The organism is Stutzerimonas chloritidismutans (assembly GCF_038562055.1).
Taxonomy (GTDB): Bacteria; Pseudomonadota; Gammaproteobacteria; order Pseudomonadales; family Pseudomonadaceae; genus Stutzerimonas; species Stutzerimonas chloritidismutans_A.
The window spans coordinates 24,336-48,915 of record NZ_JBCFXD010000007.1 but is presented as its reverse complement, the minus strand read 5'-3'; the positions used below and the strand labels follow the sequence as shown (position 1 = coordinate 48,915).

At 60.8% G+C, this 24,580-nt stretch carries 18 protein-coding genes; 10 read left to right on the top strand and 8 right to left on the bottom strand.

The window, feature by feature from the left end; all coding sequences use genetic code 11:
• Positions 1 to 69 precede the first annotated feature (69 nt).
• Genes AAGW23_RS12370 through AAGW23_RS12355 form a run of 4 tightly spaced genes read left to right on the top strand, consistent with a single transcriptional unit; the run spans position 70 to position 6,279 of the window.
• Positions 70 to 1,323, top strand: coding sequence for a TolC family protein (locus AAGW23_RS12370; RefSeq protein WP_342406783.1), 1,254 nt, complete (start codon positions 70 to 72; stop codon positions 1,321 to 1,323).
• On the top strand, positions 1,320 to 2,765 hold the full coding sequence (locus AAGW23_RS12365; RefSeq protein ID WP_342406782.1) for an efflux RND transporter periplasmic adaptor subunit: 1,446 nt from the start codon (positions 1,320 to 1,322) through the stop codon (positions 2,763 to 2,765). Before AAGW23_RS12370 ends, AAGW23_RS12365 begins: the two co-directional genes overlap by 4 nt.
• A complete protein-coding gene (locus tag AAGW23_RS12360; protein WP_342406781.1) occupies positions 2,762 to 5,926 on the top strand; it encodes an efflux RND transporter permease subunit in 3,165 nt (1,054 codons plus the stop codon). Before AAGW23_RS12365 ends, AAGW23_RS12360 begins: the two co-directional genes overlap by 4 nt.
• Entirely contained in the window at positions 5,923 to 6,279 is a 357-nt protein-coding gene (locus tag AAGW23_RS12355; RefSeq protein WP_342406780.1) for a copper-binding protein, read from the top strand. Before AAGW23_RS12360 ends, AAGW23_RS12355 begins: the two co-directional genes overlap by 4 nt.
• Before the next feature lie 199 nt (positions 6,280 to 6,478).
• Here the strand turns inward: AAGW23_RS12355 and AAGW23_RS12350 are convergent, their stop codons facing one another.
• The 3 genes from AAGW23_RS12350 to AAGW23_RS12340 form a co-directional block, all read right to left on the bottom strand.
• Positions 6,479 to 6,895 (bottom strand): GFA family protein, encoded by a 417-nt coding sequence (locus AAGW23_RS12350; RefSeq protein ID WP_342406779.1) that lies wholly within the window; start codon positions 6,893 to 6,895, stop codon positions 6,479 to 6,481.
• A gap of 219 nt (positions 6,896 to 7,114) precedes the next feature.
• Positions 7,115 to 7,903, bottom strand: coding sequence for an alpha/beta hydrolase (locus AAGW23_RS12345; protein WP_342406778.1), 789 nt, complete (start codon positions 7,901 to 7,903; stop codon positions 7,115 to 7,117).
• 201 nt (positions 7,904 to 8,104) lie between these two features.
• The gene (locus tag AAGW23_RS12340) at positions 8,105 to 9,742 is read right to left on the bottom strand and encodes an AMP-binding protein (RefSeq protein WP_342406777.1); all 1,638 of its coding nucleotides are present in this window, start codon (positions 9,740 to 9,742) and stop codon (positions 8,105 to 8,107) included.
• Between the two features lie 602 nt (positions 9,743 to 10,344).
• Between AAGW23_RS12340 and AAGW23_RS12335 the strand changes: the two genes are divergently transcribed.
• The 3 genes from AAGW23_RS12335 (at position 10,345) to AAGW23_RS12325 (ending at position 13,277) form a co-directional block, all read left to right on the top strand.
• Positions 10,345 to 11,112: a TerC family protein gene (locus tag AAGW23_RS12335; RefSeq protein ID WP_342406776.1), complete on the top strand. Its 768-nt coding sequence runs from the start codon at positions 10,345 to 10,347 to the stop codon at positions 11,110 to 11,112.
• A 286-nt stretch (positions 11,113 to 11,398) separates the two neighbouring features.
• Positions 11,399 to 11,614 carry a hypothetical protein gene (locus AAGW23_RS12330; protein WP_342406775.1) on the top strand — a complete coding sequence of 72 codons (216 nt, stop codon included), beginning with the start codon at positions 11,399 to 11,401 and terminating at the stop codon, positions 11,612 to 11,614.
• Positions 11,615 to 12,563: 949 nt separating this feature from the next.
• Positions 12,564 to 13,277 carry an HDOD domain-containing protein gene (locus tag AAGW23_RS12325; RefSeq protein WP_342406774.1) on the top strand — a complete coding sequence of 238 codons (714 nt, stop codon included), beginning with the start codon at positions 12,564 to 12,566 and terminating at the stop codon, positions 13,275 to 13,277.
• A 412-nt stretch (positions 13,278 to 13,689) separates the two neighbouring features.
• Here the strand turns inward: AAGW23_RS12325 and AAGW23_RS12320 are convergent, their stop codons facing one another.
• Positions 13,690 to 14,478, bottom strand: a complete 789-nt coding sequence (locus tag AAGW23_RS12320; protein WP_342406773.1) for an IclR family transcriptional regulator — start codon at positions 14,476 to 14,478, stop codon at positions 13,690 to 13,692.
• Between the two features lie 116 nt (positions 14,479 to 14,594).
• On the opposite strand from AAGW23_RS12320, the gene hmgA reads away from it, so the two are divergent.
• Positions 14,595 to 15,899, top strand: a complete 1,305-nt coding sequence (gene hmgA, locus AAGW23_RS12315; RefSeq protein ID WP_342406772.1) for a homogentisate 1,2-dioxygenase — start codon at positions 14,595 to 14,597, stop codon at positions 15,897 to 15,899.
• A 16-nt stretch (positions 15,900 to 15,915) separates the two neighbouring features.
• On the top strand, positions 15,916 to 17,217 hold the full coding sequence (gene fahA, locus AAGW23_RS12310; protein WP_342406771.1) for a fumarylacetoacetase: 1,302 nt from the start codon (positions 15,916 to 15,918) through the stop codon (positions 17,215 to 17,217).
• A 69-nt stretch (positions 17,218 to 17,286) separates the two neighbouring features.
• Here fahA and AAGW23_RS12305 read toward each other — a convergent pair whose 3' ends face one another.
• From AAGW23_RS12305 to AAGW23_RS12290, 4 genes are read right to left on the bottom strand one after another with little or no spacing between them, the layout of a single operon-like run.
• The gene (locus AAGW23_RS12305) at positions 17,287 to 18,354 is read right to left on the bottom strand and encodes a hypothetical protein (RefSeq protein WP_342406770.1); all 1,068 of its coding nucleotides are present in this window, start codon (positions 18,352 to 18,354) and stop codon (positions 17,287 to 17,289) included.
• A 3-nt stretch (positions 18,355 to 18,357) separates the two neighbouring features.
• The gene (locus tag AAGW23_RS12300) at positions 18,358 to 18,606 is read right to left on the bottom strand and encodes an acyl carrier protein (protein WP_019339589.1); all 249 of its coding nucleotides are present in this window, start codon (positions 18,604 to 18,606) and stop codon (positions 18,358 to 18,360) included.
• A complete protein-coding gene (locus tag AAGW23_RS12295; RefSeq protein WP_342406769.1) occupies positions 18,603 to 20,522 on the bottom strand; it encodes an HAD-IIIC family phosphatase in 1,920 nt (639 codons plus the stop codon). The genes AAGW23_RS12300 and AAGW23_RS12295 overlap by 4 nt, the downstream gene beginning before the upstream one ends.
• 30 nt (positions 20,523 to 20,552) lie before the next feature.
• Positions 20,553 to 22,091, bottom strand: coding sequence for an MBOAT family O-acyltransferase (locus AAGW23_RS12290; RefSeq protein ID WP_200639555.1), 1,539 nt, complete (start codon positions 22,089 to 22,091; stop codon positions 20,553 to 20,555).
• 663 nt (positions 22,092 to 22,754) lie between these two features.
• On the opposite strand from AAGW23_RS12290, the gene AAGW23_RS12285 reads away from it, so the two are divergent.
• Positions 22,755 to 24,437, top strand: a complete 1,683-nt coding sequence (locus AAGW23_RS12285; protein WP_200639556.1) for a methyl-accepting chemotaxis protein — start codon at positions 22,755 to 22,757, stop codon at positions 24,435 to 24,437.
• Positions 24,438 to 24,580 lie beyond the last annotated feature (143 nt).

Below are 24,580 nucleotides of genomic sequence, written 5' to 3'. Positions count from 1 at the left end.
CGAATGTGAGCATTCGGGCTGACTGCCGCGTGCCCTTTGGCCCGCATGGAAGATCAGGAATCCATTTCGATGAAACCCCTCATTTGCTGGGCGCCCCACCACGTGGCGGCCCTGATCATGGGCGCATTCTCGTTCCCCGGGTCTGTGCCAGCTCTGACGCTGGAAGAGGCCCTAAGTCTGGCCGAGCAACAGGCGCCTTCGTTGGTCGCGCAAGCCGCCAGCCTACAAGCTGCTCGCAGTGCCGCGATTCCGGCAGGCGAGCTTCCCGACCCAAAGCTCAAACTTGGGCTGCAAAACGTACCTATCGAAGGCGACACACGCTGGCGGCTGGGCGAAGAGGCCATGACCATGCAAATGGTTGGGGTCATGCAGGAGGTACCGAATCGAGCGAAGCGGCAGGCCCGTGTCGAGGCTGCGCAGGCCGGCGTTGCGCTCGCAGGCGTCCAGCAAACTATGGAGCGTCTCAGCGTTCGGCAAGCGACCGCCGAGGCATGGATCGCTCGCTTCGCAGTCGAGCAAAAACTGAGTCTGTTCAAGCAGCTCTACGGCGAGAATAAGCTTTTTTCCAAAGCCGTTCAGGCGCGCATAGCAGGCGGCCGCGGCCAAATCGCGGACGGTGTGCTACCCAAGCAGGAAGCCGCCTTGCTCGCAGAGCAGGAGGATGAACTGCTGCGCAACCAGGCCGTTGCCCGGGCCGATCTGCGCCGGTGGGTAGGCGCTTCGGCAGGCCAGCCGCTGACCGGTGACTGGCCGCGGTGGCATGCCGACGTCGAGCATTATCAGAACAACCTCAACAGCCACCCGACACTGCTCGCATTCGATCCGATGACGCGCGAGGCAGAGGCCAGGATCCGCCAGGCTGTTGCCGAGAAAACCCCGGACTGGAGCTGGGGCGTCGATTACCTGCGTCGTGGTCGGGAATACGGCGACATGGTCAATCTCAGCGTTAGCTTCGACCTGCCCGTGTTCGCCGGCTCGCGGCAGGACCCAAAAATCGCCGCCGAGCGGGCGCGGCTTGCGCAGGTCGAGGCTCAGCGGCAAGACACGCTGCGCATGCATGACCAGCAACTGACCACCGATCTGGCTGAATACCAGCGATTGACGCGGGTACTGGATCGCCTAGAGCAGACCCTGCAGCCGCTCGCTGAACAAAAGGTCGAGCTTGCCATGGCCGACTACCGCTCGGGGAAAGGCGAACTGACCGCCGTGATTGATGCGCGGCGCCAGCTTGTCGAGACCCGTCTGCGCCGCATCGACACGTCTCGAGACCTCGCGCTGAGCAACGCCCGCCTGCATTTCGCCTTTGGAGATACCCGACCATGAGCTTCCAGACAAAGCAGCTGGCCCTCGTCCTCAGCCTGGTGATCGGCGCGACCACTGCAATCACCTTGTCCGCCTTAGCCTCCGCGCAAGCCCCTGCTGACGAGGGCAAGGTGGTGCTCTACTGGTACGACCCGATGGTTCCCCAGCAGAAGTTCGATAAACCAGGCAAATCGCCTTTCATGGACATGGATTTGGTCCCGCGCTATGCCGATGAAGGCAGCAACGGGGCCTCGATAAATATCGACCCGAGCGTAACGCAGAATTTAGGCATCCGTCTGGCGACCGCCGTGCGTGAGCCGATCAGCCAATCGCTTGAAGCCACAGGCGCGTTGACCTTTGACGAGCGCCACGTGGCGGTGGTGCAGGCGCGCGCCGGGGGTTTCGTCGAGCGCGTCTACGACCGTGCGCCTGAGGATGTCATCGAGAAAGGGGCGCCGCTGGCCGATCTGCTTATCCCGGGGTGGGCAGCGGCCCAGGAAGAGTATCTGGCGCTCAAAGACCTCGGCGAACCCCAGCTGCTGGCGGCGGCTCAGCAGCGGTTACGCCTTGCCGGCATGCCGGTAGATGTCATTGCTCAGCTGCAACGGAGCGGTAAGTCTCGTCCGGTCTGGACCGTCACCAGCCCGCTCAGCGGCGTGTTAAGCAGCCTCGACATTCGCGAGGGCATGACCATACCTGCCGGCGCGCCCCTGGCGCGCGTGAATGGGCTGAGCAAGGTGTGGCTAGAGGTGGCAGTGCCCGAGGCGCAGGTCAGTCATCTAGCCCAGGGGCAGACGGTCACAGCGCGCCTGCCAGCCTTTGCCGGCGAAGATGTAAGCGGGCGGATCCAGGCCGTGTTGCCACAAGCCAACCTGGACAGCCGCACCGTGCGAGTTCGTGTCGAGCTGCCTAACCCACAACAGCGATTCCGTCCCGGCATGACCGCTCAGGTGACCTTGAACCGCGACGCCGAGCAGGTCCTGGTCATTCCTTCCGAGGCGGTTATCCGCACCGGTCGACGCGCATTGGTCATGTTGGCGGAGGGCGAAGGCCGTTACCGTCCCGTTGAAGTGCGTATCGGCCGGGAGTTTGATGACAGAACCGAGGTGCTTGAAGGGCTGGACGCCGGTCAGACGGTTGTCGCGTCCGGCCAATTCCTGCTCGACTCGGAAGCCAATCTACAGGGCGTGATAGCGCAGAGCCTGGAGCAATCTGACGCTGCTTCCGAACTGGTGTTGCACGAGTCCGAAGGCACCATTGTCGGTCTCAAGGACGGCATGGTTGGCTTGTCGCATGGGCCGTTCAAGACATTGAACATGCCGGGAATGACGATGGCTTTTCCGGTCGCCGATCCTTCGTTGCTGTCCGGCCTGCAGTCGGGCAACCGTGTCCGTGTCGGCGTGCGTGAAAGTGATGAAGGCCTGGTAATCGAGCGCATCGTGAAGCTCGGGGGCCAGCCATGATCGCAGCCATAATCCGCTGGTCAGTCGCCAACCGATTTCTGATTCTCTTGGCCACATTGTTTGCGGTGGCCTGGGGCGTGTGGTCGGTCAAGAACACCGCTGTTGATGCTTTGCCTGACCTTTCTGACGTTCAGGTCATCATCCGCACCCCCTATCCGGGGCAAGCCCCTCAGATCGTCGAAAACCAGGTCACCTACCCACTGACGACGACGATGCTGTCGGTGCCGGGTGCGAAGACGGTCCGTGGTTACTCGTTCTTCGGGGACAGCTACGTGTACGTCCTGTTCGAAGACGGTACGGACCTCTATTGGGCCCGCTCGCGGGTGTTGGAATACCTGAGCCAGGTGCAAAGCCGATTGCCTGCCGCCGCCAAGCCCGCCCTGGGCCCCGACGCCACGGGCGTTGGCTGGATCTACCAGTATGTGCTGGTGGATCGTACGGGCACGCATGATCTCTCGCAGCTGCGGTCACTGCAGGACTGGTTCCTGCGCTATGAGCTCAAGACACTGCCCAACGTGGCGGAAGTCGCCCCCATTGGCGGGATGGTCAAGCAGTACCAGGTAGTACTCGACCCGGTACGCATGGCCAGTCGAGGTGTGACACAGCAGCAGATCGCTCGGGCCATCGATGAGGCGAACCGTGAAACCGGCGGCAGTGTTCTGGAACTGGCGGAAACCGAATTCATGGTCCGTGCCACCGGCTATCTGCAGACGCTGGGGGATTTTCGGGCCATTCCTCTGCGTCTCGATGGCAGCGTGCCCGTGACCCTCGGCGAGGTTGCGCACGTCCAGCTCGGCCCCGAGATGCGCCGCGGCATTGCCGAACTCGACGGTGAGGGTGAGGTCGTGGGCGGGGTCATCATTCTTCGCAGCGGCAAAAACGCGCGGGAAACCATCATTGCAGTCCAGACCAAGCTCGACGAGCTAAAGGCCAGCTTGCCGAAGGGTGTTGAAATCGTCACGACCTACGACCGCAGCAAACTGATCGACAGTGCCGTTGAAAACCTCACTCACAAGCTCATCGAGGAATTCATCGTCGTTGCACTGGTTTGCGCTGTTTTCCTTTGGCATTTGCGCTCGTCGCTGGTGGCAATCGTTTCCTTGCCGGTCGGCATCCTGATCGCCTTCGTGATCATGCAGCGGCAAGGCATCAACGCCAACATCATGTCCCTGGGGGGCATCGCCATTGCTATCGGGGCGATGGTCGATGCGGCAATCGTGATGATCGAAAATGCGCACAAGCACATCGAGGTCTGGCACAAGCGGAACCCCTCGTCAGATCTGAAAGGTCAGGAGCACTGGAAGGTCATCACCGAGGCGGCCGTTGAGGTTGGGCCGGCCTTGTTCTTCAGTCTGCTGATCATCACGCTGTCATTCATTCCAGTGTTCACGCTGGAGGCGCAGGAAGGGCGACTATTCGGTCCGCTTGCATTCACCAAAACCTATGCAATGGCGGCGGCTGCTGGCCTATCTGTCACGCTGGTCCCGGTACTGATGGGGTACTGGATACGGGGCAGAATCCCTGATGAACACCGTAACCCGCTTAACCGCGGGCTGATCTGGGCCTATAAGCCGGCCTTGAATGCGGTGCTGCGTTGGCCCAAAACGACATTGCTGATCGCTGTCCTGATCTTTCTGACCGGCCTGTGGCCGGCCACACAACTGGGCGGTGAATTCCTGCCGCCGTTGGACGAAGGTGACCTGCTCTATATGCCCACTGCGCTTCCGGGGCTCTCTGCGCAGAAGGCTTCCCAACTGTTGCAGCAGACGGACCGGCTCATCAAAACGGTTCCCGAGGTCGCTCGTGTATTCGGCAAGGCTGGGCGAGCCGACACGGCTACCGATCCCGCGCCGCTGGAAATGTTCGAGACGACCATCCAGTTCAAGCCGAAGGATCAGTGGCGCGCAGGAATGACGCCGGAAAAACTGGTGGAGGAGCTGGACCGCACGGTGCGGGTGCCTGGATTGGCCAACCTGTGGATCCCGCCGATCCGTAACCGCATCGACATGCTGGCGACAGGTATCAAGAGCCCTATCGGCGTGAAGGTGTACGGCACTGAACTGGCGCAGATCGACAAGGCTACCCTGGCCATCGAGCAAATCGCCAAGACAGTGCCCGGAGTCAGCTCGGCGCTGGCCGAGCGACTGACCGGAGGGCGCTATATCGATGTGGATATCGACCGCATCGCGGCGGCGCGCTACGGCTTGAATATCGCGGACGTGCAGTCGATCGTGGCCGGTGCCATCGGAGGCCAGACCATCGGTGAGACTGTCGAAGGGCTTGCGCGGTATCCGATCAACCTTCGCTACGGTCGAGAGTGGCGCGACTCGCTGACGGATCTGCGCGACCTGCCTATCTACACGCCGCAGGGTAGTCAGATCACCTTGGGAACGGTGGCCAAGGTCCAGGTGGCCGACGGCCCACCGATGCTCAAAAGCGAAAACGCCAGGCTGTCGGGCTGGGTTTATGTCGACGTACGCGGCCGCGACATGGCTGCTGTCGTGCGCGATCTGAAGCAAAAGGTCAGCGAGGGTGTTCAGCTCGAGTCAGGCATGAGCATCAGCTATTCGGGTCAGTTCGAGTTCATGGAACGAGCCAACGCCAAGCTGAAACTGGTAGTGCCGGCCACCTTGCTGATCATCTTCGTTCTGCTCTACCTGACGTTTTCCCGCTTTAGCGAGGCGATGTTGATCATGGCCACTTTGCCGTTCGCCCTGACCGGTGGAGTCTGGTTCTTGTATCTGCTGGGCTACAACCTTTCCGTCGCCACCGGGATCGGCTTCATTGCGCTTGCCGGGGTTTCCGCGGAGTTCGGCGTCATCATGCTGCTGTATTTGACGAATGCCTGGCGCGACCGCCTGAACACCGGCGCGCGAGGTGAGGGTGTCCTGCTCGAGGCGATTCGCGAAGGTGCTGTGCAGCGCGTGCGCCCGAAGGCCATGACCGTCGCCGTCATCATTGCCGGTCTGTTGCCCATCCTGTTGGGTAGCGGAACCGGTAGCGAAATCATGAGCCGCATCGCCGCGCCCATGGTTGGCGGAATGATTACCGCACCTTTGCTTTCCCTGTTCGTCCTGCCCGCAGCCTACTTGCTGATGCGCCGCCGCCAGTCTCATGCCACCCCGCACCCATCATCTAACGTCGCTGGAGAACAGCCATGAACATCAAGCTCATTACCTTTGCGGCACTGCTGCTGATGCCAACGGCCTATGCCGCCGACCAGCAATCCACGAACGGACTGCCGATGAATAACAAGTATATGGATGCGCCAGCCAGCCAGGAAACGGGCAGAAATACCGTGACGGCTAGCGGTACGGTCAAAAAGGTGATTCCGGAAAAGGGGCTGGTCACCATTGCTCATGGCCCGGTCGAAGCGCTCGGCTGGCCTTCTATGACGATGAGCTTCAGAGCAAACCCTGATCAGCTCCAGACGCTGGAAAAAGGCGATCAAGTGGCGTTCGACTTTTTCTCCGAAGGGATGGACTCCGTCATCACGCGGATGGAAAAACAGTAGGGTGGGTGGCAATCGCCGGCATCGTGGTTGCGATTCGCTAACGGTTTGCTGAGAACCGGCTTGCGGCTGAGCGGCAGCACCTCGGTGCCGACGGAACGGTGTGCCACTGCCACGCCGCATCATCATGATGCCTCAGATGGCCAGGCGCGACGCCAGTTCATGAACGGCGTGTCTGGGGCGTCCCGTTGCGTAGCAACGGTCATGTCGGGTCGGCAGATGGCGTGGTGCCGTGGTCGCCAGCGCTAGCGTCACGATCCCTTTCGTAGCGTTGGGTGTGCTGAAACAGCGGCAACCAGTCCTCGCGACGAACCGTCCAGCACTCGTAGGTGGGCGCCAGTTGGTTGGGAGTATCAAGAGAGCCCAGATGCACTTCGATTTCGTCCGCAGTGCGCGCGAAAACGGACGAGCCGCAGCGGGGGCAGAAGAATCGACCGGCATAGCTTTGCGCTTCACCACTGATCCTCACCGCATCCTGGGGAAACACCGCGGCGGCATAGAAGAGAGCGCCGTGATGCTTGCGACAGTCGAGACAATGACACAGGCCAACCCGGCTCGGGAGACCCGTCGCCACGAGGCGCAGGTTGCCGCAAAGGCAACCACCAGTGAATCGCTCCATGCTGTGCTACCTCTGGCAGGCGGGCAATTGGGACTGTATGAACAGTCATAGCCGAAATGTCGAGAAGCGCCCGAGCGGCCGATCAATTGTCGACCGCGACTGCGCATCAGTTCCTCTGCGACGCCCGCAGGCGACCGAACACTGAAAGTCGCACTAGATCGTTCACGACAAACGTCAGCCGCTTGTTAACGCTTCACGACCGAGTGCTCGCTGTAACGGTCATCCGACCGAGGTGCGGAGAAACTGGGCGATTGCCTCGATCACCGTTTCAGGTTGCTCACGATGGGGAACGTGCTGACACCCGTCGAGCGGTAGCTTCTGAACGCTGCCGCTTCCCAGCGCGGCGACACGATGAAGATGGTCCAGCGAACCGTATTCGTCTTCCCGGCCATGAATCGCCAGCAGTGGGCAGGCGAAGCTGGGAGCGCTTTCTTCTATCGTCCAGGTGGCGTAGCTGTTTGACAGCCAGGTGTTGATCCAGGCCCACAGAATCCATTCAGCCTTATCCCCGTGGTATTTGCGTAGCCGTTCCAGCTGGCCGGGTTCGGCGAATGCTGCCTGGGTGTCACGAATGCCCTGCAGGGTTCGGTCTTCGACGAACGCGAGGGCGGCGATGGTGATCAGCGCGCGACAGTGGTTCGGATGATGAGCGGCGAGGCTGGCGGCCATGATGCCGCCAACGCTGTGGCCGAGTGCGATGAAGTGCTCGATGTCCAGCGCGTGCCGCACCGGCGGGAAGAAATGCTTGGCTTCGTCGCGAATGAAGCGGTTCGACCAGTCACCCGGATGCCGTGCGGAGCGACCGTAGCCAAGCCGGTCATAGGCAACGACGTCGTGCCCGGTGGCCGCCGCTAAGCGCTCGGGAAAGTCGCGCCACAGGTCGACGCAACCAAGGGAATCGTGCATCAGGACGATGGGCGATTTGCGTGAATCACGGACGCGCCAGCGACGGGTGAACACGTCGCCGCGTGCCGTGGATAGGACGCGGTCTTCCGTCGAAACGATCATGAGAATCCTTGTGACGCCGGTTCTGGTTGGCATCGATCTGCGCGCCGGGCGTCAGCGTCATGCATGGCGGCCTCAGGCAGGCCGCCTCGTCGCTGAGTAAACCGCGGGCCGTTGCGAGCTTTAAGGCCCAGGCGGCGCCGGAAGTACTGATCAGCGGCCGCCTGTCGCGGCCATGCCATGACGTGTGCGTCGGCGCTGGTTTCAGCTCGCCGCGGCCGCTGCCGCTGGCTGCTGTGCCGCCACTTCTCGGTCGCGCAGCAGGAACCGCTGGATTTTCCCGCTCGGGGTTTTCGGCAGTTCGCTGACGAATTCGATTTCGCGCGGGTAGGCATGGGCGGACAGACGCTGACGCACGTGCTGCTGTAACTCATCGGCCAGCGCCTGGCCGGCCTGATGGCTGGCATGCAGCACGACGAAGGCTTTCACCACTTCGGTTCGCTCCGGATCCGGCTTGCCGACTACCGCCGCTTCGATAACTGCGGGGTGTTCAACCAAGGCGCTCTCCACGTCAAAGGGACCGACTCGGTAGCCCGACGTGGTGATGACGTCATCGGCGCGGCCGACGAAACTGATGCTGCCGTCGGCGTTGAGTTCGACGGTGTCGCCGCTCAGGTAGTAGTGCCCAACGAAGGCCTTGGTGCGGCCGCCCGCATAACCATTGAACCAGAGCAACGGTGACTGATTGCGGTCCAGTGCCAGCATGCCAGGTTTGCCTGGCTCCAGTTCGCGTTGTTGATCGTCGATGACCACGACGCGGTGCCCGGGCATCGCATAGCCTGCCGTGCCGATGCGCACGGTATGGCTCAGTGCATGGTGGTTGCACAGGACCATACCCAGTTCGGTCTGCCCGTAATGATCGTGGATAGTGCAGCCAAGGCCGCTGCTGAACCAGCGGATCACCTCAGGGGTTAGCGGTTCGCCCGCGCTGCTCACGGCGCGCAGCTGCCCCTTTATCTTGCCTTCGACCTCATGCCGCGCTGCCAGAAGTAGGCGGAACGCGGTAGGAGAGCCGGCCATGTTGGTGATCTTGTATTCATTGACGATGCGACAGGTGCTGTCGACGGTGAATCCGCCTTCATAAAACAGAGTCGAATGGCCCATCGCGAGCGGTCCGGTAACGGCGTAGTACAGACCGTACGCCCAGCCTGGATCGGCAATGTTCCAGAAATTGTCCTCGGGCCTTAGATCGACCGCATCACGCATATAGGTGACGAACGCCACGATGGCCTTGAGCGGTACGTGCAGCTGTTTTGCTGGGCCTGTGGTGCCAGAGGTGAACATGGCGAGAAAGGGGGCCTCACCGTCCAGCAGCACCGGCTCGAATTCGCTCGGTTGTTGGTTGACCTGTGACCAGAAATCGCCAGCTCCGTCGCCGACTACCAGGCGACGCGGCGCGGCTTCAATGGCATCCAGCTTTTCGCTGTTGGCAGCATCGGTGACAACGATCATCGCGCCAGATTCCTTGACCCGGTGCTCAACCGCTTTGGGGCCGAAGGCGGTGAATAGTGGCTGATAGATCGCACCCGCGCGCCAGGTGCCGAGGATCGTGATCAATAACTCGGGCGTACGCGGCAGCAGACCGGCAACGGTATCGCCCGGCTTGATGCCATAACTGGCCAGCAGGTTGGCGAAGCGCGCCGAGGCCTCCTTGAGCTGGGTGAAGGTCCATGTGGCGCGTTGGCCCTCGCGACCTTCCCAGATGAGGGCGACCTTGTCTGAGTCGGCGTGGCGGTCACAGCACTCGACACAGGCGTTCATGGCGGTCAGATCGCCGCTAAGAATGGCCGAGACCGTTTGCTCGTAGCTGAATTCACTGGCCGCAGTGGCATGGTCGCGCATGGCGGGCTCCTGAATATTGTTGTTATTGGGTTGCGCGGATATTGGCGCTGCGAGCGGCCCGCAACAATGGCAAAAGCCATCAAGGTGGGTGAGCGGTTTGGACAAATGCAAAAGCACAGTCCGCTCCTAGAGAGGCGCCACCGCCCGCCGATAGCGCTGCTCGCTTAATCAGCCACAACACGTCATGCCGCGGCCATCGAGCTACCGATTTGATGCCCAAGCGCAAAGAAATCACGGGAATATTCGGACGGATTATTGTGGAGTTGCTGTTAGCTGCCTGGTCCGTTTGGCGTGCCAGTGACACAGCCGGTATATCGATGACTGGGGTAGAAACCCGATCGCCACCCTGAGCCATGGAGCACCCGGGTTGGCGTTTCACCGTGTCAGCTTGCGGTTTGGCCCATGCCGCTCATGGCTTTCTCTGGGAGCGATGTGCAGACCTTCAGGCGGCTAGTGCTCTGTTTACAGGATGAGTGTTGATGCGAATGACTTGATACAAATGAGTGGTGCGGAAGTGCTCGTCGTAGCGATCGATATGGATATGATCTGCCGCCCCGTCTCGTGCTTCACGGGGCCTGACTGCCAACAACTTGAGATACCCGATGGAATCCCTCATCCAGCTGTTTTCCGAACCCACCACATGGGTGGCTGTGGCCACGCTGATCACCATGGAAGTGGTACTCGGAATCGATAACCTGATCTTTATATCGATCCTGACGAACAAGCTTCCAGAGCATCAGCGCGAACGAGCGAGGCGGATCGGTATTGGTCTTGCGCTGATCATGCGCTTGGGGCTGCTGGGCACCGTGGCCTGGATTGTTCAACTCACCGAGCCCGTGTTCGAGTTGTTTGGCAATGCGTTCTCCTGGAAGGACATGATCCTGATTGCCGGTGGTCTGTTTCTACTGTGGAAGGCAACAAAAGAAATCCATCACAGCATGGATCCCACGCCCGGCGGGGACATGTTCGAGGGCAAGCCGCTCGGAAACGCGGTGGCGATGGGCTTCGGTACAGCAATTGCCCAGATCCTGCTGCTGGATCTGGTGTTCTCGATCGACAGCATCATCACCGCCGTGGGAATGACGGAGCATGTCGCGATAATGGTGATTGCCGTGGTCGTCGCCGTGACGGTGATGCTCGTGGCGGCCAACCCGCTCGCCAAGTTCATCAACGATAACCCGACGGTGGTCATGCTCGCCCTGGGCTTTCTGTTGATGATCGGTATGACACTGATCGCGGAAGGTTTTGGCGCTCATGTGCCCAAGGGCTACGTCTATGCCGCCATGGCCTTCTCGGCGGGTATCGAGGTGCTGAACATGCTTTCCCGACGTGCTAAGCAAAAGAAGCTCGCCTCGACACAGACCCGTTAAGGCGAACGACAGCGGCCGTCCTCAAGTATGGATGGCCGCTTCGCCAACGATAAGAACCTAGATGTGAGGCACGGGCACTTATCAGACCTGCCGCTCGGCGTGCATGATCGTAATGGCTCACTCTGGAGTTTTGTCGTGTTGTTATTGCGGGTAGCAACGCTGACAGCCCGCGACAATGAACATGCCAGTCAGGAGGCAACGCATTACTTGGCGACATGCGGCCCGCACCAATCTGCGTAGCCTGCATCGAACGTTGGAACCATCGGCGTTCAATGCGAGGTGCTCCATGAGTATCGATCCGCTCGACAGACCCCACGACCAGCAACCGGTGCCGGGGCAGGACCAGAATCCCAGCCATTCACCTGAGCCTGATTTCATTACCGACAATCCTGATGTGCAGCCTGGCTCTGAGCATGGCAACGGCAGCCAACCCTCAGGCCCGGCGAAGCGCCCGCCAGCTACAGACCCGAACGAGCCAGGGCTGGGCAATCCGCTGCCTTGAGTTCGTTAAAGCTTTATCGCGCCTGACGGACGGAGCAGCCCCGCTCCAATGAACGAAGGTTGCGAAGCCTAGGGGACGGCTGCCCATGGGTTTCCGTTGTCTAGGCCAGCCCTGGCACTGCGCCAAACGCGGCAGGTTAGGGCTCCGAGGCGTTTTGGGACGTTTGCAGCCAGCGTGTTGCGCTCGCCTTCAAAATGTCCATCTTGCGCTCTTCGCCAAGGTTGACTCATCAGATGCGGCGCTGAAAAGCCGGCGATGTCAGTCCGTGTTGTCCGCCGTCAAATACTTTGTAATTCATAGCTTTATGATGGCCTCGTACGTGGCGCCGCAGGCACCGCCGAGCGCATGTCTCAGCAGTATTAGAAAGCCGCGACCGCCACTGACCGGTCGGCTAGCGCTCATGCCTGGCGACTGGTCATTGTCAACGAAGCGATAGTTTGAGCGTCCGAGTGAGTATCTCCTACGTATTGATTGCCTATAACGAGCCCTGGCGTGCTGACGAGCTTGCCCGCCTGGTCGTAGCACTGCGTCCAGGAATCCGTACTGTTCAGGTCAATGATGGTCAGGCGGCACTCAGGGTCTGCCGAAAGCAACCGCCGAGCTTTCTGATCGCTGACGGTGAGCTTGCGCAATTGGATGCTCGAAATCTGTTGCACGAGCTGCGTAATCAGCAAGCGACGCGGCTGTTGCCCGCCATAGTCATCAGCGATCGGGTGGACGGTGCAAGTGTGCGTGCCGTGCGTCCGTTGGCGCCGAAGGCCTATTTAAAGAAGCCTTACAGCGTGGGCGACTTGCGGGTTCGCCTAAACTCACTCTTGCCCGGTCCCCGTACAGTTAGTGCACCAGCCACTAGCACAACCGGGACACTCAGCGACTTTCTAGACCGAATGCGCTCGAACAACGCGGGGGCGCCAGTTATGGAATCGCTGCAGGTGCAGTCGAGGCCTGCATGCAGACGGAAGACTGGGACCTTGCGGTGCTGGAATCGAAGCTATCGTCAGATCCCCAAATTACGGCTCGCCTGATATCGATTGCCAACAGTGCCGGGCAGCACAGCGGCGCCGTGTGCAAGACACTTGGCCAGGCTTTGCTGCGCCTAGGTGTGAAGCGAGCGCTGAATCTAACGTTGCAGCTCACGCTTCAGAATAATGCCACCTTGTCGGATCCTCGCTTGAAGCATCAGGCGGCTTCCAGCACCGATTATGCCCAGCGCGCCGCAGAGCTGGCTTACTGGCTTGCAGGCGAACTCAAGCTCGACACGGAGATCTCCTACACCGCTGGACTGCTGCATAACATCGGCGAGCTTGCTCTACTCAGAAGTCAGCAGGAGTGGTTGGATAGCGGTGGTGAACTGACGGAGGACGAAATCCTCTGTGCCTTGCGCGAACGCTCCGCCAGCTTTGGATCAGCCCTGCGGGCGCAGTGGCGAATACCGTTGCGGTTACGCCAGCTAATCGCCGCGTTCTATTCCCTGGGCGCGGAGGTCTTCACTCGGGAAGCGCTGGTTCTCAATGTGACCGGCTCATTGCTGCGCTTACCACCGTCCAGTGCCATTGTTGATCTGCTGCAAGACCGCGCAGTCCGATTGCTTCGACTTGATGAAGCAATCCTTGAGCGAGCGCCTACGGGCATCCGGTTGGCGACGTCGTCCTGCGAGAAATGACGACCCGGTGTAGCGCTGTTTTGCCTGCACATGATCGGCGGCGAGGCGTTCGGTTTGATTCTTCCCCAGACAGAAGAGCTGGGCGCGATGCTCGTCGCAGCGAAACAGCGCATAGCTGTCGAGAATGCTGTCATCTCAACAGAACGAGACCCGGTGCAGGTCACGATCAGCGCAAGGTTTGCAGGCGGCGGGGCGGCGGGAGAGGGCTGAAGTCGTCTCGTTATCCGCGCAGAGGATGCGCTCTATACTGCCAAGCAGACCGGCCGGAAGAGTCTGTTTTGCGCCTGCTGCTGAAGGGTCTCCAGCACAACCTGAGACGGCAGGGCGAGCAACGGTCTAGAGCCGCTCGGCACGCGCTTCGCTGGGCCGTTATGGTTGTACCGGTAAACGTGCCCTGACGGCGTGGTCCACCTTAGTCGTCAACGCTTGGTGCACCCATCCGCGCGCTGATCTTGCGCGCGACTTCCAGCAATCGCTTCGCCGCGTCGCCATCCGCTTCGGCCATGAAACCCGGCTCGCCACCGACGATGGTGATGACACCGGCCAACCGCTGGTTGCCACTGAACAGCGGCGCGGAGAGGGCGTTGACGCCAGCCATCAACAGACCGTGCACAGGCTGGATGTGGGTGCGTCGCAGTTCGCTCATAGCGGCTAGCAGCGCGTCTGCCCTGGGGGCCGAGGGAAGCCGTAGTTCCGCTTCGCGCAGTTGTGCGGTTTCGGCATTGGGCATGAACGCGTTGAACACGAGCCCGGTGGAGGAGCCAAGCAGGGGTAGCACCGAGCCCACCTGCGTCACCAGCGTCACGGCGCGCACCGCTTGCTCGACATGTACGACGGCCGGGCCACGATTGCCCCATACCGCCAGAAAGCAGGTTTCGTTGAGTTCGTCGCGCAGCTGTGCCAGATGCGGCGTTGCCAGTTTGACCACGTCCAGTCGGCCCAAAGCGGCCAGTCCCACGAACAGCGCGGCGCGGCCCAGCGCGTAATGGTTGGTCAGAGGGTCCTGCTCAGCGAAGCCGCTGGCCATCAGGGCCTGCAAATAGCGATGGACCTTGCTGGCAGGCATCCCGACATGTTCGGCCAGGCGCGATAGTGAGGTCGCCGGGGCCAATTCGGCCAGAGCCGTGAGGATGTCCGTGCCTACCTCTGCGGCCTGCACTTTCTGTCGACGAGGCGTCGTGTCCGTGTTGCTGTCTGCCATGGTTTCCAATGCCCGTTGTGCCGGCCTGCTTGAATAAGGCGCTGTTTATAGCTTGACGCCCCAGTGAGTTCAAATTACTTTTTGCGTAACCGTATTACGCAAAATGAGAGACGGCTATGCAACCACAACAACAAAGGGGCGAAACCTCTCGATACCTGTCCGGCTTCGGCAACGAATTCAGCAGCGAGGCCCTGTCAGGTGCGTTGCCTGTCGGGCAGAACTCGCCGCAAAGGGTCCCTTATGGCCTTTACACCGAATTGCTCTCTGGCACCGCTTTTACCGTGGCTCGCAGCGAAGCAAGGCGGACCTGGCTGTACCGCATTCGGCCCTCGGCCAACCATGGCCAATACCTGCGCCTGGAGCGGCAGCTGAACAGCGAGTTGGGGCCGATCACGCCCAATCGACTGCGCTGGAATCCAGAACCCATTCCGGAGAGCGCGACTGACTTTCTCGATGGGCTGACGTGCGTAGTGGCCAACGCCGAGCCCAGTCAGCCTGCCGGGGCGAGCATCTACCGCTACGCGGCCAATCAGTCGATGGAGAGGGTGTTCTTCAACGCCGACGGCGAGCTTCTGCTGGTGCCGCAGCTGGGCGCGCTGAGACTGGTTACCGAATTGGGTGTGCTGGAGGTTACACCGCTTGAGATCGCGGTTATCCCGCGCGGCATGCGCTTTCGGGTCGAGCTGCTGGATTCGACGGCGCGTGGCTACGTCTGCGAGAACCACGGGTGTGCGCTTCGCCTGCCGGACCTTGGGCCGATTGGTAGCAATGGTCTGGCTAACCCGCGCGACTTCCTCACGCCGGTGGCGCACTTTGAAGAGCGCGACGAGCCAGTGCAGCTGGTACAGAAGTTCCTCGGCGAGCTCTGGTCGACCGAACTGGATCACTCACCGCTGGATGTGGTCGCCTGGCATGGTAACAACGTGCCGTATAAGTACGACCTGCGTCGCTTTAACACCATCGGCACGGTCAGCTTCGATCATCCCGACCCGTCGATCTTCACCGTTCTGACCTCACCCAGCGCGGTTCACGGCATGGCCAATATCGACTTCGTAATCTTTCCGCCGCGCTGGATGGTGGCGGAAAACACCTTCCGCCCGCCGTGGTTCCACCGCAACCTGATGAACGAGTTCATGGGCCTGATCGATGGCGCCTACGATGCCAAGGCTGACGGCTTCCTGCCGGGTGGCGCCTCGTTGCACAACTGCATGAGCGCGCATGGCCCGGACCAGCTATCGACCGAACAGGCGATCAAGACCGAACTCAAACCGCACAAGATCGAAAACACCATGGCCTTCATGTTCGAGACCGGCCAGGTGCTTCGCCCCACACGCCAGGCGCTGGAAAGCTCTCTGCTGCAGACTGAGTACGACAGCTGCTGGACCGGCCTGGCCAAAACTTTCGACAAGAATCAGAAATGACAGGACGGCACAGACCATGACCGTACAAAACGATCAACGCAGCTGGGTCGAGTCGGCCAATGGCCATTCGGACTTCTCCCTCGCCAACCTGCCGCTGGGCGTGTTCAGCTGTAGTGGCGACCAGCCACGCGGCGGCGTCGCCGTTGGTGACTTCATCTTTGATCTGAGGGCAGCCTGCGAAGCCGGGCTGTTCGATGGTCCGGCGCTGGAAGCGGCCAAGGCGGCCCGCGGCGGCAGCCTCAATAGCTTCTTTGCACTTGGCGCTTCAGCGCGCAAAGCGCTGCGCGACGCGCTGCAGGATCTGCTCGACGAGGGCAGCGCTCAGCGTGAGCGGCTGCAGGGCATGGGCGAATCATTGCTGCAACCCATGGAGCGCTGCCAGATGCATCTGCCGGCCAAAGTGGGCGACTACACCGACTTCTATGTCGGCATCCACCACGCCAATAACGTCGGCAAGCTGTTCCGGCCGGACAACCCCTTGCTGCCAAACTACAAGTACGTGCCCATCGGCTATCACGGCCGCGCTTCGACCATTGACGTGTCCGGCGCGACCGTCAAGCGCCCCAATGGCCAGACCCTGCCACCGGGTGCCAGCGAGCCCAGTTTCGGGCCTAGCAAGCGGCTCGACCATGAACTCGAACTGGGCATCTGGATCGGGCCAGGCAACGCGCGTGGCGAGTCGATCCCGATCAGTGAAGCAAGCAACCATGTCGCCGGTTTCTGCCTGCTCAACGACTGGTCTGCTCGTGATCTGCAAGCCTGGGAGTACCAGCCGCTGGGCCCGTTCCTCTCGAAGAGCTTCGCCACCAGCGTTTCGCCATGGGTGGTGACGCCTGAAGCACTGGAGCCATTCCGTTGCCCACAACCCGCGCGAGCCGAAGGCGATCCACAGCCATTGCCGTATCTATTTGATGAGCAGGATCAGCAGCAGGGGGCGCTTGATATCGAACTTGAAGTGCTGCTGCTGACTGCGGCCATGCGTGACAAACGTCAGCCTGCGCAGCGCATCGCCCTGAGCAGCACGAAGAACATGTACTGGACGGTGGCGCAGATGGTCGCGCACCACAGCGTCAACGGCTGCAGCCTGCAACCCGGCGATCTGTTCGGATCCGGCACATTGTCTGGTAGCAGCGCTGAAAGCCTCGGTAGCCTGCTGGAAATTACCCAGGGCGGGAAACAACCTTTGGAACTGCCTGGCGGCGAGACCCGTACCTTTCTGGAAGACGGTGACGAAATCATCCTCAAGGCGCGTTGCCGTCGGGATGGCCAGTCGTCTATCGGTTTTGGCGAGTGTCGCGGTCGGGTGACGCCGGCTTAGCACGGAGCGTGATGAGCAAAAAGCCCGGGCATGTTCAGGCAGCCCGGGCTTTTGTATTTCTACAACCAATCAGGGCACCTTGGCGGTTTCCAGGGACGGTGACGGCATAGGCGCGATTGCTGTGTCTCGTATTTGTTCGGCCAAGGCTGCTGTGAAGTCATGTACAACGGACCAGCGCATGTGAACTGCGTCGACAAAGGAGGTGACCGGCGTGCTCCAGTCCTTGTCGGCGTTCCAGTAGGTGCCACCGGTGGCGCTGAGGGTATCCATGATTCGCTTGTCGAAGTCGGCCATGAAGGTGCCGTCCGGATCGTATTTTTCCTTCCACATCGGATGCAGCGGGGTGGAGACAACCATCAGCTCACGGTCTTCTTCGGCCAGGCGCGCGCTCATCCCGCGCAGTGCGTCGAAGCAGCTGGCGTCCAGCGGGTCCGGGCGACCATAGAGCAGCTCCCGGGTATTGCCGGTGTCCAGCGGGCCGTCGCCGAAGCGGTTGAACACCAGCGGGTCCCATTCAATCTCGCCGGCGCGCTGCGCTTTTACGGTCAGCGCGTTGCGCGCCAACGACTTCGGCGAGAAATAACGCATGTAGTGGCCCCAGGGCGAGGCGTTTTCGTAGACATAGGGGTCGACGTGCTCACGGTTGAACACCGCTGCGGGTACGCGCCAGCAACCGGCGAAATCCTGTGGATCGGCAATCATTACCACGCTCTGGATGCTCGGCTGGCGGTCGAGCAGCCAGTGCCCCACGTAGGTCGACTGGTTGGCGAAAAGCCCACAGAATGCGCCGTTCATCGGTCTCACTTCGGGCAATGCCTCGGTCAGCACGTTGCCGTCCACGTGGCGCCAGGCCACGGAGGACCCGATGATCAGCAAATTCGGCGACTGGATCGGGTTGTCGCGCATGAAGTTGAGCTTTTCGTCGGCGCAGGAAATATTGGAGAACGCGGGAGGCGGCAGGTTGCCGGTCCGGTCCAGCGCGAACAACGTCAGGCAGAACATCGCCAGCGCACCGAAAAGCCCGCCAAAAAGCGACAGCAGATACCGCGAACGCACCCGACCTGGTGCGCGGGCCGCGCTGCCTGCATTCGGCTCGGCATGGCTCCCGTCCTTGGGGACATCTGCTGTCTGGATCATGATTTATTTGCCCTCCAGCTTGGCGCTGATTACCTGTGCGAAATGACCGACGTTGCGCAGCGATTCCAGCTCTGCAGTCCGAAACTTGATGCCGAAGCGCTGTTCGGCCGCGACCGTGAGCATGACGTGGGTCTGACTGTCCCACCCCTCGATATCGTTGGCGGTCATTTCCGGCGAAAGCACAATGCTGTCGTCGTCGAACACATCGTGGAAAACCGGGGTGAGCTGCTTGAGTACTTCTGCTTCGGTCATGCCAATACCTCGATGAAATGGCGGGGTGTGCGGGGGGAGTTGAGTTCGTAACGCCAGAAGGTCGCATTTGACTCACTGTCAGAAAGCGCCGGATGCTGAACGAAGCCCAGCCGGGGGAAGTGCTCCGCAACCATGCTGTTACGTTCGGTTGGTCGGTACTCACCGATCAGTGCGCTATAGCCTGCAGCTGTTGCGGCGTTGGTCAGTACCTCAAGTACGGCGTCTTCGACCTGACGACCTAACACCCGGCAGCTCATAAGCCAGCTGTCGATCAGCAGTTCGTCGCTGGCGATGGACGCATCCGGGCGCGCCAGGACCACGCTGATCAGACCGTTGTCGCCGAATTTGTCTGCCAGGCGAATGGCCAGGGCGACGGCCGTCGGATTGCTGGCGATGCGCTCGACCTCCGCCTCGCTGTAACGGCGAGTGGTTAGGTTGAACTGGTTGGTCTTGTTGATCAGCTGCGTGCTGCGGGCCAGTTCGGCGGGGCCGATCGGGGTGGCGGTGAGCACCATCTCCAGACCGCGCAAATAGCCTTCCATGTCCGTCGCCTGGCTCATCGCCACCTTGCGCTCGGCATTCAAGGCGTAGTTGCGCCCACGGGTGGCATCATCGGAGGTGAAGGAGACGGCTTCGAAATAGCCGGCGGCGGCAACGCGAGCGGGATAGTCGGCTACATCATCCGGCAATTCCGGCACGGCGACTTCCGGCAGCTCGCGCCGCACGATGTCTCGCTCGGCCGGGTTGTCGTCGACGAACACCAGGCTGTCGAGGCCAATGTCCAGCATCGAGGCGATGCGCCGCAGGTTGCCGGCCTTGTCTTCCCAGTTGGCGACAAAGGCGGCGATGTCACTGCGCTTGAGCGCCATTTCGGGGTGATTGAAGGCTGCCTCGGCCACACTCAAATCATTCTTGCTGCACACCGCGAGGATGATGCCGCGGCGCGCCAGTTGTGCTGCATAGCGTTGGAACGCGAGGAAGGCTTCGCCACTGGGCGAGCCCTGGCCGAGGTGGATGCCGTCGACGCCATCGTCGCCGACCACGCCGCCCCATAGCGTGTTGTCCAGATCCAGCACCAGACACTTGCGCGACAGGCCGGCGCTGGCTGCGGCGATGCGTGCCAGTTGGTCGCCATACAGCGGCGCCAGGTTCGGGCTGACCAGTTGCTTGGCCTGGTGCCAACGCACCGGTTCGGCCAGGCCGTCGCCATAGCTGCCGCGGGCCGCTTCCCAGGCCAGATCCATCAGCAGCACGCCGTCTTCACGAGCCGCGGCACGAATGGCGGCGTTGAGGCGCTCGATCAACGCGTAGGGCGCGGCTGGGACCAGCGCTTCGAACGAGCCGAAAATCGGCGGGTCGGCGGGTACGATGGTCTGTTGAACGACCTGCACGGCATAGCGTTCACGTGCCCGGCGCCAGAGCAGGCGCAACTCGTCGACACGCTTGGCGACTGCTGCATCAACGTCTTGCTGCGAGGCTTCGAGTGGCAACTGCAAGGGGGCATCTCTGGCATCCAGCGCCAGGACGATCAGCTGCGGAGCAAAGCTGGCGAGCTCCGCATCGTCCATCAACAAGGCCTGACGGTACATCCCATACGGCGCGACATGCACCGAGAGCGCCAGCCGGCGTTGCAGGCCCGCGACGCGAATGGCCGGCACCAGATGATCCACGGTATGCGACGACAGCAGGGCGATGCGCAGCGGCTGCAGTCCGATGGCTGAGGTTTCGGCGTTTGCCAGTGCTCGCAGACCTTCGCCTGCCAGCCGGTCCAAACGGGTGGTGAGGGTGAAGTCGCGGCGGTACCCGGCGAGCTGCGTGGCCAGACCCAGGCGAATTAACGGGTCGGCTTCCCGCTTGGCCTCGCCGATGGCGCCGCCAAGATCCGGGTGCTGCGCTAACCAGAGAAGCTGATCCATTTAGCGTGTCACTCCTTTGTTATTGGGCGGTTAGAACTGGAAGTAAAGAAACTCGGTAGGCGCCACAGAAAAGGCAACAGCCAGTGCAAAGAAGCTCAGCACGCCGATGGCGATGCCGATGACCGGCGTTGGGCTCCACATGGCAATCGGGAACCAGCGCAGCAGCCAGTTTTCGCGCGGCTGGGCGTCCAGCGCCGTACGAAAGCCTGCCATCCACTGCTGCACGTTGGGCATGATCCAGACGAAGGCGAGCAGTATGGCGACGGTGAGGTAGTCGGACTTGTCGAAGTCGGTGCGCAACTCGCTCAAGCCAACCATGCCCGACAGCATGGCCATCGCCGCCGTCAGGCTGTTGGCACGGAAGAACACCATCGCCACGACTACACAGAGGAAGGTCAGCAGCACGGCGCCGACATGGTGCCAGAGCTTGTCACTGTCCAACGGCAGACCATGGCGCGCCTTGTAAGCACGGAAGCCGTGAGCGACGACCAGGTAGAAGCCGTGCAACAGTCCAAATGCCACGAACTGCCAGCCGGCGCCGTGCCACACACCAGAAATAAACATGGTCAGCACGGTGGGGTAAGCGATCAGCACGACAAAGGTCCCGACACTCATCTTCCCTCGCCGGGGCAGCGGCTTGCCGGTGGCCATCCGCTTGCGGGTGATCCGCATCACGATAGGGTTGTAGATGTAGGCGGTGAGAAAGCGCGTAAGCGTCATGTGCCAGCGCGACCAGTAATCGATCACGTTGTGAGCCTTGAACGGGCTGTTGAAGTTCACTGGCAAGCGCAGGCCGAACAGCAATCCCAGGCCGATCGCCATGTCGCTGTAGCCGGAAAAATCGAAGTAGATCTGCAGCGTATAGCTGAGTGCGCCATACCAGGCGTCATACAGCGACGGGACGGTGCCGCTCGCGGCAACCGCAAAGACCGGCGAGGCATTCTCCCCCAGCGGGTCGGCGAGGATCACTTTCTTGAACAGGCCGAGCACGAAGACCGTCAGTCCCAGCGAGATATTGTCGATCCGAGGGCGAAAGGTGCTGCTGTCATTGAACTGCTTGAGCATCTCGCCATGGTGGGTAATGGGACCGGCGATCAACTGTGGGAAGAAACTGATGAACAGGCAGTAATTGACGAAATCATGCTCGGCGACTTCGCCGTCGTGCGCGTCCACCAGATAGGCGATCTGCTGGAAGGTAAAGAACGAAATCGCCAGCGGCAGGATGATGTCGCCCACGGACCAACCGAGGTTGAAGACACTGTCGAGTGTGCCGAAGAGAAAGCCCGTGTATTTGTAGTAACCCAGCAGGGCGACGTTGGCGGCAACGCCGAGTATCAGCACGGCCTTCGATGGCCGTCGCAGCAGGTGGCCACCGATCAGGTAGTTGACCACCATGCTACCCACCAGCAGCGGAACATAGGCTGGGTTCCACCAGCCATAGAACACCAGCGACGCCAGTGTCAGCCAGATGGCGGCAAAGCGTTGTCTGCCGGAGCCCGCGAGAAGAATGAAGCCCAGTAAAACCACCGGAAGAAACCCGGCGATAAATACCATCGAATTGAAGAGCATTGTTCTTATTCCCTATCCCTGAACAAATAACAGCCGTTCTTCGGAACGGTGAATGTAGTGATGACCCATCACATACCGAACTACGCTCGCTGGTGCGTTTCCGAAGTCACGCAAGCCCGAACTTAGCTCTTGTTGCGAACAGTTGTCAGCTGCACATAACCAATGCCTGGTCTGTTAACTGCGACACAGAGTTGTAAGCGAAAGTTGCTCCGCTCATCCATTTGTCTTAGCAGTCCAGACAGGCGGCAAGCCAGCAAAATCAAGCGAAACGGCCCTTTTAGAGCCGTTTGTGAGAGACCGGGGAATACGCGAATAGAAGAGGCGGCGTGTTGCCGCATGCGTCAGGGCCACACGCGGGTGCTGTGCGCTTGGATTCGCCTTGCCTCGAGTGGCGCTGGATCTAGGTGATCTGAAATTTCAACCACGCGACCAGCGTCGGGAATCCCCTAAGGATTCGCTTTGAACAAGTCGATATGCAGATGTACCGAGCGCAATACTGTATTCAGACAGGTATTTAAAGCGGAGCGTAAGAACGCCGACCTGCGGTTCTTTAGCGGCAAGTGTGCTGTTCGTCGCAGAACCTCTATCTGAGGTTGGACCGGCGTAAAGATCCGGCTGAGTCAGTCGATGACTGATAAGTACTCACATACTCGGATGCCATCCATGCGACTCACGCTAAAAACTAAAGTCCTTCTTCTTGCGCTGGTGCCCGTCACCCTTTTTGCTTTGGTCCTAAGCGGCGCCGCGGCAAAAATCCTTCACGGTCTCGCCGACGAAGAGTTGGAAACTACCCGCGAGCGTATGATCGACGATGCTCGGACTCGGCTCGAGGATTACATGCGAATTGGTGTGAGCAGTGTGGCTCACCTCTACGAGCCGGCCGCGCAAGGGGATTTGGCCAGCCGTGACGAGGCCATCGCCATCCTCAAGAAGATCAAGTTCGGCAAAGATGGTTACTTTTTCGGCCATGACTCCAATGTTGTTCGGCTGTTCCGTGGGGAAAGTCCGGTGGATGTTGGCTCCAACCTGAGCGACCGCCGTGACTCCAATGGCGTCTACATCAATCGTGAATTGGTGGCCGTCGCGAAAAACAACACCTATTACGTCAACTACTCATCGCCTTTGCCCGGTAATGACAAGGTATCGGTACCGAAACTTGCCTACAGCTATTACCTGCCGAAGTGGGACTTGGCGCTGGGTACGGCGGTCAATCTCGACAATATCGAATTGGCCCTGGACCGGGTGAGGACGGACATCGAAGGCCGGGTCAATTCGATCCTAACCAGCATTCTGGTTATCGCTGGCGTGATGCTGGCGGCGCTGTGTATCGCTGGCGTGCTGATCAGCAACTCCATCGTCAAGCCGATCCAGGTGATTCGCGCTCAGCTCGATGATATCGCCGCAGGCGACGGTGACCTGACTCACCGCCTGCCGGAAGATCGCAGCGACGAACTGGGCCAGCTGGCCGGCTCGTTCAACCGTTTCGTTGGCAAGATCCACACCATGGTCAGCCAGGTTGCGGAGATGACCGGGCAACTGACCGGCATGGTCGCCGAGGTCGCATCCCAGGCACAGCGTTCCGAAAAAGCCATGGAGACCCAGCGCCAGGAAACCGATCAGGTCGCCACGGCAATCAATGAGATGTCCGCTGCTGCGCAGGAAGTTGCACACAGCGCGCAAGGCGCCGCTGAAGCCGCGCAACAGACCGATCAGGAAGGGCAGCAGGCAAAAGCCGTGGTCGATTCCAGCATTCGCCAGATCCATTCGCTGGTTGAGGAGATCCGCAGCAGCGGCACCTCGCTGGATGCTTTGCAGCAGGATGTGCATGCGATCGTGGGGGTGCTCGACGTGATCCGTTCGATTGCCGAGCAGACCAACCTGCTGGCGTTGAACGCCGCCATCGAGGCCGCTCGCGCCGGTGAGGCCGGACGTGGCTTCGCGGTCGTCGCCGATGAGGTTCGTGCACTGGCCAGTCGCACCCAGCAGAGTACCCAGGAAATCCAGGGGATGATTGACCGCCTGCAGAGCGGCGCCAAGCAGGCCGTAGCCGCCATGAGCCGTTCCAGCGAAGCGGGTGATGCCAGCAGTGCTCAGGCCAATCAGGCAGGCGCTTCGCTGGACGCCATCGCCCAGCTGATCGCCACTATCAACGGTATGAACGCACAGATCGCCAGCGCCGCTGAAGAGCAGACGGCGGTGGCAGAAGAGATCAACCGTAGCGTTCACCAGATCGCCACAGCAGTGGAAAACGTCGCCGAGGAAACCCAGCAGGGTGCCCAGACCGCGCGCAACCTGGCCAATGTGGGTGAGCGTCTGGGTGGGTTGGTGCGCCAGTTCCGCATCTGACGCGGCCCAATCTGGTCAGATCGGCTCAATATCAGTTTTATAAAGAAAACCCCGCACGCGCGGGGTTTTTCGTTTAGCGCAGGCCAGCTCTCAAAGAGCCGATCTTGGTCTATCAGCCGAAGACATAGCGGCGGCACCCTGGC

Excerpts from the sequence above, each read along its gene's own strand:
- AAGW23_RS12370 (WP_342406783.1), top strand. The coding sequence starts at position 70 with ATGAAACCCCTCATTTGCTGGGCGCCCCACCACGTGGCGGCCCTGATC.
- AAGW23_RS12365 (WP_342406782.1), top strand. The coding sequence starts at position 1,320 with ATGAGCTTCCAGACAAAGCAGCTGGCCCTCGTCCTCAGCCTGGTGATC.
- AAGW23_RS12360 (WP_342406781.1), top strand. The coding sequence starts at position 2,762 with ATGATCGCAGCCATAATCCGCTGGTCAGTCGCCAACCGATTTCTGATT.
- AAGW23_RS12355 (WP_342406780.1), top strand. The coding sequence starts at position 5,923 with ATGAACATCAAGCTCATTACCTTTGCGGCACTGCTGCTGATGCCAACG.
- AAGW23_RS12350 (WP_342406779.1), bottom strand. The coding sequence starts at position 6,895 with ATGGAGCGATTCACTGGTGGTTGCCTTTGCGGCAACCTGCGCCTCGTG.
- AAGW23_RS12345 (WP_342406778.1), bottom strand. The coding sequence starts at position 7,903 with ATGATCGTTTCGACGGAAGACCGCGTCCTATCCACGGCACGCGGCGAC.
- AAGW23_RS12340 (WP_342406777.1), bottom strand. The coding sequence starts at position 9,742 with ATGCGCGACCATGCCACTGCGGCCAGTGAATTCAGCTACGAGCAAACG.
- AAGW23_RS12335 (WP_342406776.1), top strand. The coding sequence starts at position 10,345 with ATGGAATCCCTCATCCAGCTGTTTTCCGAACCCACCACATGGGTGGCT.
- AAGW23_RS12330 (WP_342406775.1), top strand. The coding sequence starts at position 11,399 with ATGAGTATCGATCCGCTCGACAGACCCCACGACCAGCAACCGGTGCCG.
- AAGW23_RS12325 (WP_342406774.1), top strand. The coding sequence starts at position 12,564 with ATGCAGACGGAAGACTGGGACCTTGCGGTGCTGGAATCGAAGCTATCG.
- AAGW23_RS12320 (WP_342406773.1), bottom strand. The coding sequence starts at position 14,478 with ATGGCAGACAGCAACACGGACACGACGCCTCGTCGACAGAAAGTGCAG.
- hmgA (WP_342406772.1), top strand. The coding sequence starts at position 14,595 with ATGCAACCACAACAACAAAGGGGCGAAACCTCTCGATACCTGTCCGGC.
- fahA (WP_342406771.1), top strand. The coding sequence starts at position 15,916 with ATGACCGTACAAAACGATCAACGCAGCTGGGTCGAGTCGGCCAATGGC.
- AAGW23_RS12305 (WP_342406770.1), bottom strand. The coding sequence starts at position 18,354 with ATGATCCAGACAGCAGATGTCCCCAAGGACGGGAGCCATGCCGAGCCG.
- AAGW23_RS12300 (WP_019339589.1), bottom strand. The coding sequence starts at position 18,606 with ATGACCGAAGCAGAAGTACTCAAGCAGCTCACCCCGGTTTTCCACGAT.
- AAGW23_RS12295 (WP_342406769.1), bottom strand. The coding sequence starts at position 20,522 with ATGGATCAGCTTCTCTGGTTAGCGCAGCACCCGGATCTTGGCGGCGCC.
- AAGW23_RS12290 (WP_200639555.1), bottom strand. The coding sequence starts at position 22,091 with ATGCTCTTCAATTCGATGGTATTTATCGCCGGGTTTCTTCCGGTGGTT.
- AAGW23_RS12285 (WP_200639556.1), top strand. The coding sequence starts at position 22,755 with ATGCGACTCACGCTAAAAACTAAAGTCCTTCTTCTTGCGCTGGTGCCC.